The 12,801-nt window shown below is 30.2% G+C and carries 13 protein-coding genes; all 13 read right to left on the bottom strand.

What is annotated here, in order from left to right; genetic code table 11:
- Window positions 1–58 precede the first annotated feature (58 nt).
- The 13 genes from IC213_RS09940 to rnpM all read right to left on the bottom strand — a co-directional run bounded on the left by IC213_RS09940 (window position 59) and on the right by rnpM (window position 12,800).
- Complete coding sequence (locus IC213_RS09940; protein WP_227434229.1) at window positions 59–802, bottom strand: polysaccharide deacetylase family protein; 744 nt, start codon at window positions 800–802, stop codon at window positions 59–61.
- A gap of 384 nt (window positions 803–1,186) precedes the next feature.
- On the bottom strand, window positions 1,187–2,587 hold the full coding sequence (locus tag IC213_RS09935; RefSeq protein ID WP_227482251.1) for an MDR family MFS transporter: 1,401 nt from the start codon (window positions 2,585–2,587) through the stop codon (window positions 1,187–1,189).
- Window positions 2,588–2,634: 47 nt separating this feature from the next.
- The gene (locus tag IC213_RS09930; RefSeq protein WP_227434330.1) at window positions 2,635–3,051 is read right to left on the bottom strand and encodes a MarR family transcriptional regulator; all 417 of its coding nucleotides are present in this window, start codon (window positions 3,049–3,051) and stop codon (window positions 2,635–2,637) included.
- Window positions 3,052–3,208: 157 nt separating this feature from the next.
- Window positions 3,209–5,320 carry a polyribonucleotide nucleotidyltransferase gene (pnp, locus tag IC213_RS09925; protein WP_227823662.1) on the bottom strand — a complete coding sequence of 704 codons (2,112 nt, stop codon included), beginning with the start codon at window positions 5,318–5,320 and terminating at the stop codon, window positions 3,209–3,211.
- 124 nt (window positions 5,321–5,444) lie between these two features.
- Window positions 5,445–6,290 carry a DegV family protein gene (locus IC213_RS09920; RefSeq protein WP_227860826.1) on the bottom strand — a complete coding sequence of 282 codons (846 nt, stop codon included), beginning with the start codon at window positions 6,288–6,290 and terminating at the stop codon, window positions 5,445–5,447.
- Between the two features lie 238 nt (window positions 6,291–6,528).
- Window positions 6,529–6,786 carry a 30S ribosomal protein S15 gene (rpsO, locus tag IC213_RS09915; protein WP_227434225.1) on the bottom strand — a complete coding sequence of 86 codons (258 nt, stop codon included), beginning with the start codon at window positions 6,784–6,786 and terminating at the stop codon, window positions 6,529–6,531.
- A 103-nt stretch (window positions 6,787–6,889) separates the two neighbouring features.
- Window positions 6,890–7,819 carry a bifunctional riboflavin kinase/FAD synthetase gene (locus tag IC213_RS09910; protein WP_227434224.1) on the bottom strand — a complete coding sequence of 310 codons (930 nt, stop codon included), beginning with the start codon at window positions 7,817–7,819 and terminating at the stop codon, window positions 6,890–6,892.
- Window positions 7,820–7,950: 131 nt separating this feature from the next.
- Window positions 7,951–8,856, bottom strand: a complete 906-nt coding sequence (gene truB, locus IC213_RS09905; protein WP_227863042.1) for a tRNA pseudouridine(55) synthase TruB — start codon at window positions 8,854–8,856, stop codon at window positions 7,951–7,953.
- 12 nt (window positions 8,857–8,868) lie between these two features.
- Window positions 8,869–9,852 carry a DHH family phosphoesterase gene (locus IC213_RS09900; protein WP_227482249.1) on the bottom strand — a complete coding sequence of 328 codons (984 nt, stop codon included), beginning with the start codon at window positions 9,850–9,852 and terminating at the stop codon, window positions 8,869–8,871.
- Complete coding sequence (gene rbfA, locus IC213_RS09895; RefSeq protein WP_227434221.1) at window positions 9,833–10,213, bottom strand: 30S ribosome-binding factor RbfA; 381 nt, start codon at window positions 10,211–10,213, stop codon at window positions 9,833–9,835. The genes IC213_RS09900 and rbfA overlap by 20 nt, the downstream gene beginning before the upstream one ends.
- A gap of 42 nt (window positions 10,214–10,255) precedes the next feature.
- Entirely contained in the window at window positions 10,256–12,196 is a 1,941-nt protein-coding gene (gene infB / locus IC213_RS09890; RefSeq protein ID WP_227434220.1) for a translation initiation factor IF-2, read from the bottom strand.
- A gap of 21 nt (window positions 12,197–12,217) precedes the next feature.
- A complete protein-coding gene (locus IC213_RS09885; RefSeq protein ID WP_227863041.1) occupies window positions 12,218–12,529 on the bottom strand; it encodes a ribosomal L7Ae/L30e/S12e/Gadd45 family protein in 312 nt (103 codons plus the stop codon).
- Window positions 12,519–12,800: an RNase P modulator RnpM gene (gene rnpM, locus IC213_RS09880; protein WP_227434218.1), complete on the bottom strand. Its 282-nt coding sequence runs from the start codon at window positions 12,798–12,800 to the stop codon at window positions 12,519–12,521. Before rnpM ends, IC213_RS09885 begins: the two co-directional genes overlap by 11 nt.
- Window position 12,801 lies beyond the last annotated feature (1 nt).

Genomic DNA, 12,801 nt, shown 5'->3' with positions numbered 1-12,801 from the left:
GTCTTTTAATTAATTCAACTACAACTTATACAATCTTAATCAAATTTTTATACTTTGTCTACTTAAATACATCACTAAGTTTACCTGGTTTTAATCCTTTTTCTCTTACAATTGCTATAATATCATCAATACATTTTGTCGTTGCATCAGTTGGATGCATTAAGATTATACTACTATCTTTAATATCTTTTTTCTTCATTCTATCTATAATTACTTCTGGTTGATCTTTATATTTCCAGTCTATAGTATCAGCATCCCATTTAATTGAAGTATATCCTAATTCTTTAGCTGCCTTCACTGTTTCTGCTCCAAAAGAACCTGCTGGAGCTTGAAAAAACTTAGTCTTTTCATTTATAATTTCTTCAATTATCTTTTTAGAGGTTTCTATTTGTTTATAGTTATCTTCATATGATAGTGTCGAATAATCTAAGTGTTTGTATCCATGATTTCCTATTTCATGTCCTTGTTTCTTTATCTTCAATAGTTCATCTTTGTTTTTTTCTGCCCACTTCCCAGTTACATTAAAAGTAATTTTTACATTCTCTTTTTTGAGAGTTTCCAAAATAGATTCTATGTACTCTGTTTCCCATCCAAGGTCTACGTTGCATGTTAATGCAACGTAGCCACTTTTATCTTTTGTGCCTCTCTCATATGGTAAATCTACTCCATTAAATAAGTTGAAAACGGGCTTATTGTTAAACAATTTTAATACCATTACCCCTCCTGACAATCCTAATAATATCACTAAAATTAGTATTATAATTTTTTTGAGCTTACTCTTATTAAGTACCATCATTATCATTAAAACTCCCCCTAATTATGTACAAATTGTTTCTTATTTAATACTATTAAAGGAAAGCTCTATTTATGCACTAAATATAACATAAACCTTTCTCTGTATATCAATAAAAAATTATCTTAAAAATCTCTTAACTAAACCTCTATTATTAAAAAAATTTTAATTTAGCTATTTATTTTTCCTATTATTTTAGAATTTCCTATAGTACTTCCTTCCATTACCTTTAATATAAGAGGACATAATACATTTTATATAAAAAGCCTCTGTTAGCAAAAGTAACATAGGCTTTTAATTTCATATTCAAAAGTTTAATTTCATACTTGAAAATTTATTATAATAACTAGAACATGTTTATGTAATTGTGCTTTTAAAATCTACAAATCAGCTTTAGTTTGTTGATTTCTTTAAACTTTTTCTTTCTATAAAAAAGAAAGCCACTAAAAGCTGAACTACTGCAACAATTGAAATACAAATAAATGCAACATCCATTCCAAATACATTTGCTGTAGCATTTGTCATACCTCGTGATGTTACTGTAGCAGTTGTCATTACTGCAACAAAAACTGCTGAGCCAATAGCACCAGCTATTGTACGCAATGAAGTAAGTAATGCTGTTCCGTGAGCAATATTTTTTTCACCAAGCACACTCATTCCCCAGGTAACAATAGGCATCATAATTAATCCAATAGCTATCAGACGTATAATATAAAAAGCAGAGATATACAATACTGAAGTATCTTCTCCTACAAAAGATACACCAAGACAACTTATTGCCAAGAATATACTTCCACATACAACTAGCTTTCGTATTCCAAACCTATCATAAAATCTACCTGCAAAAGGACTTATAAGTGCCATTACAAGAGAACCTGGCATCATAATGAGACCACACTTAGTTGCTGAAAATCCTCTTACTGTCTGGATATATATTGGAATTAAAGTGGATCCTGCCATCATTACAACATATAAAAGCATACTTATAATTACAGCAAGCCTATAACTTTTATTTTTAAGAATACGAAGTTCTAGAAATGGCTCTTTTGAGTGAATCTGACGTAAAGAAAATACTATAATTGATACTATCCCTACAAATAATGGTAAAGCAATATTTATACTAAAAAACTCAGTTGTCCCAATATTCCCAAGCCCAAGTAAAAGACCACTAAATCCTACTGCACATAAAATCATAGAAAACGTATCAAATGATTGTTTTTTTGTCTCTATTACATTTTGTAACACTCTAGATGCTATAATAATATCAATAATACTTATAACTAAAGAAAACCAAAAAATAGCTTGCCAATTAAAAATATCAATGACAATTCCTGCTAGAGTTGGAGCAAATATTGGAGCAGCACCAGCAGCCAAACCATATATACCCATTATAGAGCCCATTTGCTCTGCAGGATAAATTGTTAAAATTATTACTTGTGTCATGGATAGCAACACTCCATTCCCCATTGCTTGCAATATACGCCCAAACAAAAGGGGTGTAAATGAAGATGCACTAGCAGAAAGCAACAATCCTACAGCAAAAAGACTCATAGCACTAATGAAAAGTGGTTTTGTTGGAAATCTCCTAATCAAAAATGCAGTGGCAGGAACCATAATTCCCATAGCAAGCGTATATGCACTAGTAAGCCATTGAGCTGTTGTGGCTGATATATTTAAATCCCCCATCATAACTGGCAATGCAGTAGTAAGAGATGTCTGAAGTAATGAGCCAACTATAGAACCAATCAATAGTACAGCAAAAATCATATTTCTAGATTGCTTATTTAAACTCATGTCTTTACCTTCTTTCTGTTTTTATTAGCAACACTTAAGAAATATCTCTATTTTTTATCTTCAAAAAACTTTATAATCTTTTTTTGAATACGTATGTAAGCAATAGCATCTTCTGGACCTAGTGCTTTTAAAAATTCAACTGTATACTCTAAAAATTCTTTTTCATTTATTTTCTGCTGTTGTATTCCCTTAGGCATTAATTGAACTAGTGTCTGTCTACCATTTTGTGGGTCAACACAGCGTTCAATCATTTCCTTTGATTCTAATTGATTAAGAATAGCAGACATTCTAGCAGTACTAACATTCATAGTACTACTTATTTCTTTTGGATTTACTTTTTTATTATTTTTAGATAAATAACCCAATACAAATTTTTCACCACTTTGTATATCTGCAATTTTATCTTTATGCGGTATTTTTACCATCAACGTCTTAACCTTTCCAAGTTCAAGTGCTAATTTCATATAGTCCACATTATCACCTCCTTAATTGCTAATACTATTAGTAATTTACCATATGTTGTAAATAAAATCAATATTAACACGATATTTAATAGTCATTATCATATTAGCAATAAAAAAAAGCAAAACCCTAGGATTTTGCCTTTAATTATTTAATATATTATTTATTTTTATGCTCTGGTTTTGGTAAAAGAACTTTTCTGGATAAGTTAACTCTTCCTTTTTCATCTATTTCTGTAACTTTAACTTCAACTTCATCTCCTATATTTAATACATCTTCAACCTTAGCAACTCTTTCATGAGCTATATGAGATATATGAAGTAATCCTTCTTTTCCTGGAAGTATTTCAATAAATGCTCCAAAATTCATTATTCTACTTACTTTACCTTTATAAGTTTTTCCTACTTCTGGTTCAATAACTATATTATTTATAAGTTCTTGAGCTCTATTAATCATATCAATTTCAATACCTGATATGAATACTTCTCCAGTTTGTTCAATATCTATCTTAACTCCAGTTTCATCTATTATCTTAGTTATTATTTTTCCACCAGGTCCTATTACATCTTTTATTTTGTCAGGATTTATTTGCATTTTAACAATCTTAGGTGCATATGGTGAAAGCTCTGGTTTTGGTTGAGATATAGTTTTTCTCATTTCTCCTAGTATATGGATTCTACCTTCCTTAGCTTGTTTTAAAGCACGTTGTAGAACTTCTTTATCTATACCATCTATTTTTATATCCATTTGTATCGCAGTTATACCATGCTCTGTTCCAGCCACTTTAAAGTCCATGTCTCCTAAGTGGTCTTCCATACCTTGTATATCTGAAAGCACTGCTACTTTACCATCATGCTTTATAAGTCCCATTGCTATACCTGCAACCATGTCTCTTATAGGTACACCTGCATCAAGCAGAGATAATGTTGAGCCACATACACTCGCTTGAGATGTAGAACCATTTGAACTCAATACTTCAGAAACTAATCTAATAGCATAAGGGAAGTCTTCTTGAGATGGTATCACTGGTAGTAAAGCTCTCTCAGCTAAAGCACCATGCCCTATTTCTCTTCTACCTGGACCTCTTGATGGTCTAGCTTCTCCAACACTATATGATGGGAAATTGTAGTGATGCATATATCTCTTGTTTTCTTCTTCATCTAATCCATCTAACTTTTGAACATCTCCTAAAGCACCTAAAGTAGCTACATTAAGTACTTGAGTTTGTCCTCTAGTAAATATAGCTGAACCATGAGCTCTAGGTATCATACCAGTTTCACACCATATAGGTCTGATTTCTTCTAATTTTCTATTATCTGGTCTTACATTTTCATGCACTATAAGTTTTCTTACTTCTTCTTTTATTATATCTTGTAATACTTCCTCTATATCACCAATAAGTTCTTCAAAATTTTCAATAGTTTCTTCAAAATGAGCTAGAGTTTCTTCTTTAACTCTATCCATCTTTTCCATTCTTTCTAGTTTTTCAAAAGTTTGAACTGCGTCCTTCATCTTAGCAGTTGCAAATTCACGAACCAATTGAGTTATTTCTTCTCCTGCATGGTATAATTCAACAACAATTTTTTCTTTTCCAACTTCTGCAACTATACCATCTATAAATTCAACCACTTTTTTTATTTCTTGATGAGCGAATAAAATAGCATCAAGCATTATATCATCTGGAACTTCATCTGCTCCAGCTTCAACCATCATTATTGCTTCTTTTGTACCTGAAACAACTAGATGCATTGAACTTTTCTCTCTTTGCTCTGCATTTGGATTTACAACAAATGCACCATCTACAAGACCAACACATACTGAACCTGTTGGACCATTAAATGGTATATCTGATATAGAAAGTGCTATAGATGAACCTATCATTGCTACTATATCTGGTGTGCAATCTTGATCTACTGATAAAACTGTTGCAACTACCTGAACATCATTTCTAAATCCTTTTGGAAATAATGGTCTTATTGGTCTATCTATCAATCTTGATGTAAGTATCGCTTTTTCTGAAGGCTTACCTTCTCTCTTTAAAAAACCTCCAGGTATTTTACCTACAGAGTATAATTTTTCTTCATAATCTACACTTAAAGGGAAAAAGTCTATTCCGTCTCTAGGCTTAGCTGACTTAGTTGTATTTACCATTACCATACTGTCGCTGTATCTAACTATACAGCTACCGTTAGTCATTTCACAAATTTTTCCTATTTCTACAGAAAGTTCTCTCCCTGCGAAATCCATTTTAAATATTTTATGTTCAAACATTAATGCTTGTCCTCCTCTTATTAAAAACACGTATATCACTCTATTTACTATATTATCAAAAATACTATAAATTAACAATATAAAAATTATCTTTGCCTATATATGCAAGAAGCTTATATTCCTGCTAATTAGAACAACTTATAGCTAATATATCTGGCCCTGTATGAGAGCAAATAGAAACTCCACCTCTAGTAAACAAGACTCTTCTTGCTTTTATTCTTTTATTTACTTCTTCTTTTAATATTTTACAATCATGTAGATTATCTCCACAGCCTATTGTTACTATTTTCCCTTCTAAAGACCCTTCATTCATTTCTAAAATTATATCTACTAGTTTACTTGCTATATTTTTTACTCCTCTGACCTTGTTTACCAACTTAGCTTCCCCATTATCAAAGAAAAATATAGGTTTTATATTCAACATATTTCCTATTAAAGCAGTTGCTACTGGAACCCTTCCACTTTGTTTTAAGAAATCAAGGGTATATGGAGCAAAAAGTAATCTTATACTGCTACGAATGTTTTCTAACTCATTTATTATTTCTTCAAACCCCAAACCTTCTTCAACAAGTTCACAGGCTTTTATAACATATTGCCCACTACCAAGTGATAAGTTTCGAGTATCAAATATATGTATTTTTTCTTTTTCATTCATATCATTCTTAGCTATTACAGCACTTTGAAAAGTTCCTGAGGCATTTGATGCACCTGTTAAACAGATTATATGATATCCCTCTTCTATAAACTTATCAAATACTTCTTTAAACTCCATATATGTAGCTTGTGAAGTCTTAGGTATTTGTTTTATTTCTTTTACTTTCTTGTAAAACTCTTCTTTATCTATATCCACTCCTTCTATGTATTCTCTATCATTAAAAATAACTGTAAGTGGAACTATTTCTATATAATCTTTCTTTGATATTTCATCTGGAATATCGCACAAACTATCACATACTAACTTTATTTTCAAAATAATTTCCTCCTTATTCTAACTAAATATTATAGTATAAAGTTTCTATATTTATCTTGTCTTTCCTTTTTAATTGCTTATGTATTTATATATTACCTTATATTCTTACCCAATATTATTCATTTTATAATTTTTTATAATGTATAAATTACTTTTATTATTAACTATTTTACTCTATAATAAATTAACTATAAAAAAGCAGGTATACACTATACCTGCTTTTTTATAAAGAATGAAATTACTTTCTTAATCCTAATTTAGCTATTAATGCTCTATATCCTTCAAGATCTTTTTCTTTTAAGTAAGCTAATAAGTTTCTTCTTCTACCAACCATTTTTAATAGTCCTCTTCTTGAATGGTGGTCTTTCTTATGAGTTTTTAAATGTCCATTTAGATCATTTATTCTAGCTGTTAATAAAGCTATTTGTACTTCTGGAGAACCAGTATCTCCTTCAACTCTTCCATATTCTTTGATTATTTCTGTTTTGTTTATCATTTAGATTACCTCCGTATTTTTTTAGAAACGCCTATTACTAAGCATTGATTGGAGTATTCAAAAGCTGAGTAATGGTTATTTTCCTTAATCATTTTATCATACATTACCTGTTTTTGCAAACATAGTTTTCATATACATAGTTTATGTCATTAGACAATTGATTTTTTAAGTCATCTATTGAATTAAATTTTCTCTCATCCCTTATTCTTTCCAAAAATTCAACAATTATATTTTCACCATAAATATCTCTGTCAAATTCTAAAATATTTGTTTCAATAGACAAAGATTTTCCATTAACCGTTGGGTTGTAACCTACATTTGTAGCACCAAAATAAACCTCATCTCCAATATGTACAATAGAAGCATAGATACCTCTCTTTGGAATGAGCATATTATTCTTAAGGTCAATATTTGCTGTTGGGAATCCAATAGTTCTTCCAAGGTGTTTAGAATGTATAACACAGCCTTCCAACTTGTAATTACGACCTAAATACTCTTTGACATTAGTCATATCACCTTGGGATACTAAACTTCTAATATAAGTACTACTCACTCTTACATCATTTATTTTGATTGGTTTTATTACTTCCACCTCAAAACCAAATTCATCTTCTAAGCTTTTTAATAGATTGACATTACCTTCCTTCGCTCTGGCAAACGTAAAGTCATGTCCAATTACTATTTTTTTAGCTTTTAATTTTTTTACTAGTATCTCCTCTACAAAATCCTTTGCAGGTATTTTGGTCATATACTCATCAAATGGTATGATTACAACTATATCTATTCCCAATTCTTCCAATAATCTTATTTTGTCCTCATTGCTTATAATATTTTTTGTTGAGTTTGGTCTAAAGTAGTTTACAGGATGATTTGCAAATGTAAATACAATACTCTGTATATTTTCTTTTTTTGCATATTCAACTGCTTTTTTTATAAGAACTTGATGTCCTTTGTGTATGCCATCAAAATTCCCTATGGTAATGACACTTTCTTTTATGTTTGCTATTTCTGCTATAGATTTTATAATCACCATAATAAATTTTCCCCGCTAAAATTATAATTTACTCTTAACTTATTCACAAACTATTATAGCATAAGTAAAAGAGATAGACTATAGAAGTTATTATAGTACTATCTCTTTTGGTGTTTTTTCAAATACATTGATTATACAAACATCTTATCACTTTTAACACTTATTGTATTATTATGTTTTGATAATTTTCCTAATCCTAAGAAGTTATCTTTACTGTATACTCTTACAAATTCATCATCTTTACTGAGATTGTTCTTTAGAAATCTCTTATCATCTATTGAACCACCATTACTATAATATTTTATAGCATTAGGGTTTAATACAATATAATTAAACGAATCCAATACATAATCTATATCATATAAATGTTTATCCAGAGTTTCATTTGCATAAAATAATTCTAATTCTTCCAGCGTTATCGAATTTTCCAATTTAAATTTGCCAGAAGATGTTCTATTTAAAAACGACATATGTCCTCCACACCCTAGATATTCTCCTATATCATGGCAAATGCTTCTCACATAAGTCCCTTTAGAACATTCAACATAAAACATTACTTTATTACCTTTTATACTAAGGATTTTTATATCTTTTATGTTTATTCTTCTAGTTTTTAAAGTAATCTCAGAGCCTCTACCACTTCTTACTAAATCACACATTCTCTTTCCATTTACTTTTAAAGCTGAGTAAATTGGAGGAAGTTGATCTATTTCACCTTTTTGCGTATCAAAAGCTCTTTCTATATCTTCATTACTCAACTTAAAATCATCAACTTTTTTTATAATTTCGCCAGATGAATCATAGGTATCTGTACTTATACCTAAAGTAAGTTCACATATATACGATTTATCTTTGTTTAAAATAAGTTCACATACTTTTGTAGCTTTTCCTATACATATTGGTAAAACACCTGATGCATCTGGGTCAAGAGTACCTGTATGCCCAACTTTTTTCATATTTAAAATCTTTCTTACCCTACTTACAACATCATGAGACGTCATACCTGTAGGCTTCAATATATTTATAATCTTATTCATTTTATTGTCACCTTAAATTGATTTTAACACTGCCTCTAATACCATTTTTTTAGCATTATCAATACTATCTTTGATAGTGCATCCAGCAGCTCTTATGTGACCACCGCCACCAAATACCTTAGCTATTTCACTTACATCAACATAATTTTTTGACCTAAAACTCACTTTAATTTCATCTTGTTTTTTTTCTTTAAATAAAATTCCAACTTCAATATCCTTTATATCTCTAGTATATGTTGTTATACCATCAACATCATTGAAACTCATGTTATTCCTATTCATCATATCCTGAGTTAAAATTATACTAGATACCTTTGAATCAAATATCTCCAAAGATTTCAAAGCTTCACCTAATAATTTGTAATAATCAGAAGAATTACTTTGATATATATTTTGTATTATAGTATTTTTTTCTGCACCCAAAATAAGTAAATCCTTTGCCATTTCAAAACTACTTGCATGCACATTTGAATAGGAAAAATTTCCGGTATCAGTTACAAGACCTGTGTATAAACATGTTGCTATGTCTTTATTTATAATCTTAATGTCTTTTATTTCTTGAAATCTAACCAATAAATTATACACTAGTTCACAAGTAGAAGATGCATCAATATCTACATAGTTTAAGTCTCCATATGAATCATTACTCGCATGATGGTCAATACAGATTACTTTTGATGCATTATTTTTGATTTCATCACTTACACATATTCTCATCTTATCTCCACAGTCAAGTGCAATTAGAGAATACTTATTTATATCAAATTCATGAGACTTATAAATTTCTATACCTTCAACTAAAAACTTTAAATTCAATGGAGCTTCATCATCAAGTACATAATATACATTTTTCCCTAAATTTTTTAGTGTATAATACATTGAAAGTGTGGAACCAATATTATCTCCATCTGGACTAATATGAGAGGTAACTATAAAATAGTCACCTTCATATATATAATTTATAATACTATCAATATTATTCATCATAATTTTCATCCTCATTTTTTTGAGTATTTTTTTCATTTACTCTCTTTATAAGGCTATCCATATACATTCCTTTTTCTATTGAATCATCAAGTTTAAATATTATCTCAGGAATATATCTAAGCTTTATATTTTTTCCTACTTCTCTTCTTATATACCCTCCAGCACTCTTAAGTCCTGCTAATGTGGATTCTTCATCTCCACCTAGAATACTTACATATACATAAGCATATCTTAGGTCATTTGTAACTTCTACATCAGTTACACTTACCAAAGATGTTATTCTAGGGTCTTTTACTCCATTTATAAGCATAGTGCTTACTACTTTTCTTATTTCTTCTGCAATTCTTCTTGTTCTATTATATGATGCCATACCATCGACCTTCTTTACTAACTGATTTTCTTTGATACGAATTTATAATTTTCTTTCTACTTCTTTAGTTATATAAGCTTCTACTATGTCGCCTTCTTTTATGTCATTATAATTTACAAAACTCATACCACATTCGTATCCAGAATTAACTTCTTTTACATCATCTTTAAATCTCTTAAGTGCTGCCAGTTCACCTTCATGTATTATTATACTATCTCTAACTAATCTTATTTTACAGTTTCTAAATATTTTACCATTAGTTACATAACATCCAGCTACTGTTCCAATACCAGATATTTTATATATTTCTCTTATTTCAGCTTTTCCTGTTTCTTCATCAACATATTCAGGGTCTAACATACCAGTCATAGCAGCTTGTATATCTTCTATAGCTTTGTATATTATAGTATATGTTCTTATATCAACATTTTCCTTCTCTCCTAGAGATTCTGCACCTGGAACTGGTCTTACATTGAATCCTATTATTATTGCATTAGAGGCTGCTGCAAGTAATATATCTGATTCTGTTACAGCTCCAACACCTCCATGTATTACTTTAACCTGTACTTCTTCATTTGATAATTTTTCTAAAGATTGTTTAACTGCTTGTACTGAACCTTGTACATCTGCTTTTATAACTATGTTAAGGTCTTTTATAGCACCTTCACTCATTTGACTAAATAAAGCATCTAGTGATAATCTTTGAGTTGATTTTAACATCTCATCTCTAAATAATTGTTGTCTTCTTGCTGCTACACTTCTAGCAATTTTATCTGTTGGAACCTCAACAAATTGGTCTCCACCTTGTGGAACTTCTGATAGCCCTAATATTTCCACTGCTGTAGATGGACCTGCTGTTTTTACTCTTTTTCCTTTTGCATTTATCATTGCTCTAACTTTACCACATGCAACACCTGCAACAATTGGATCACCTACTGTTAGAGTACCACCCTGAACAAGTACTGTTGCAACTGGACCTCTTCCCTTATCAAGCTCAGCTTCTATAACAGTTCCTACTGCTCTTTTATTTGGATTGGCTCTTAATTCTTCTATTTCAGCAACCAACAATACCATTTCTAAAAGTGTATCTATTCCTTCTTTTTTCTTAGCTGATACTGGAACTGCTATTACTTCTCCACCCCAGTCTTCAACTAATAATCCCTGGTCTGCTAATTCTTGTTTAACTTTATCTGGGTTTGCACCTGGTTTATCTATTTTATTTATAGCAACTATTAAAGGTACTCCTGCTGCTTTAACATGGTTTATTGCTTCTACTGTTTGAGGCATTATACCATCATCTGCTGCAACAACTAATATTGCTATATCTGTAACTTGTGCTCCTCTTGCTCTCATTGATGTGAAAGCCTCATGCCCTGGTGTATCTAAAAAGACTATTTTTTGTCCATTAATTTTAACTTCTGAAGCACCTATATGCTGAGTTATTCCTCCAGCTTCACCTGAAATTACATCAGTTTTTCTTATTGCATCTAGTAAAGATGTTTTACCATGGTCAACATGTCCCATAACTGTAACAACTGGTGGTCTAGGTTTTAAATCCTCTTCATTATCTTCTTCAATTTCCATTAAAGCTTCTATTTCTAAAGCTTCTGTATCATCACTTTCTGCTACTGTTAATTCAAATCCATAGTCTTTGGCAGCTAAAGCAGCAATCTCAAAATTTATCTCTTGATTTATTGTTGCCATAGTTCCCATTTTCATAAGCTTCATAATTATTTCTGATGGAGATTTATCTAATTTAGTTGCCAATACTTGTACTGTCAACTGTCCATCTATTTCTATAATATTTCCATTTTCTTGAGATGAATCTTCACTTAACACTTCAAGTGCTAATTCTAACGCTTCACCTTCTAATACTGAATCTTTGTCAGTTACATTAATATCTAATTCAGCTAACTTATTTATAAGCTCTTCATTTGATATATTTAATTTTTCTGCTATTTGGTATACTCTTGTTTTTGACACAAGATCACCCCCTATTTTATTTTAAATTTCTATTAGTTCAATTATCTTTTTAGCAAAATTTTCATCTTTTATTCCTATGACTGCTCTTGGAGATTTTCCTATTGCAAATCCTATTTCATCTTTTGTTGAAAAAAATAGATATGGAATATTTCTAAAAGTTGATTTATCTTTAAAAAGTTTTTTTGTGTTATTTGATGCATCTTCTGCAATTAAAATTAATTTTACTTTTCCTTTTTTTAAGTCAAGCAAAGTTGAATCATCACCAGACACTATTTTCCCTGCACGAGTTGCGAGTCCTAAGAACGAGTGTATCTTTTCTTTATTATTTTTCATATTCTTCTAACTCCATAAGTAGATTATCATAGACTTCATCAGGAACATCAATTTTAAAAGCTTTATTTAATGCTTTGCTTTTTATAGCTTTTTTTAGACATTCAGAGCTTTTGCACACATATGCTCCTCTTCCATTAGCTCTTCCTGTTGGGTCTAAAAATATTTTTCCTTCTTTATTTTTAACTATTCTTATAAGCTCTTTTTTAGAGTCTCTATCTTGACACGCTATGCATTTTCTTTGAGGCACTTTTTTTACTTTTTTCAAAGCCATC

This window comes from Clostridioides sp. ES-S-0049-02, from assembly GCF_020658465.1.
Lineage (GTDB): Bacteria > Bacillota > Clostridia > Peptostreptococcales > Peptostreptococcaceae > Clostridioides.
The sequence above is the reverse complement of the archived record's forward strand: the minus strand, read 5'-3'. Positions and strand labels throughout refer to the sequence as shown.

Bases quoted from the DNA above. Each gene is read 5' to 3' on its own strand.
- IC213_RS09940 (WP_227434229.1), bottom strand. From the start codon at position 802: ATGATAATGATGGTACTTAATAAGAGTAAGCTCAAAAAAATTATAATA.
- IC213_RS09935 (WP_227482251.1), bottom strand. From the start codon at position 2,587: ATGAGTTTAAATAAGCAATCTAGAAATATGATTTTTGCTGTACTATTG.
- IC213_RS09930 (WP_227434330.1), bottom strand. From the start codon at position 3,051: ATGAAATTAGCACTTGAACTTGGAAAGGTTAAGACGTTGATGGTAAAA.
- pnp (WP_227823662.1), bottom strand. From the start codon at position 5,320: ATGTTTGAACATAAAATATTTAAAATGGATTTCGCAGGGAGAGAACTT.
- rpsO (WP_227434225.1), bottom strand. From the start codon at position 6,786: ATGATAAACAAAACAGAAATAATCAAAGAATATGGAAGAGTTGAAGGA.
- IC213_RS09910 (WP_227434224.1), bottom strand. From the start codon at position 7,819: ATGGTGATTATAAAATCTATAGCAGAAATAGCAAACATAAAAGAAAGT.
- truB (WP_227863042.1), bottom strand. From the start codon at position 8,856: ATGAATAAGATTATAAATATATTGAAGCCTACAGGTATGACGTCTCAT.
- IC213_RS09900 (WP_227482249.1), bottom strand. From the start codon at position 9,852: ATGAAAATTATGATGAATAATATTGATAGTATTATAAATTATATATAT.
- rbfA (WP_227434221.1), bottom strand. From the start codon at position 10,213: ATGGCATCATATAATAGAACAAGAAGAATTGCAGAAGAAATAAGAAAA.
- IC213_RS09885 (WP_227863041.1), bottom strand. From the start codon at position 12,529: ATGAAAAATAATAAAGAAAAGATACACTCGTTCTTAGGACTCGCAACT.
- rnpM (WP_227434218.1), bottom strand. From the start codon at position 12,800: ATGGCTTTGAAAAAAGTAAAAAAAGTGCCTCAAAGAAAATGCATAGCG.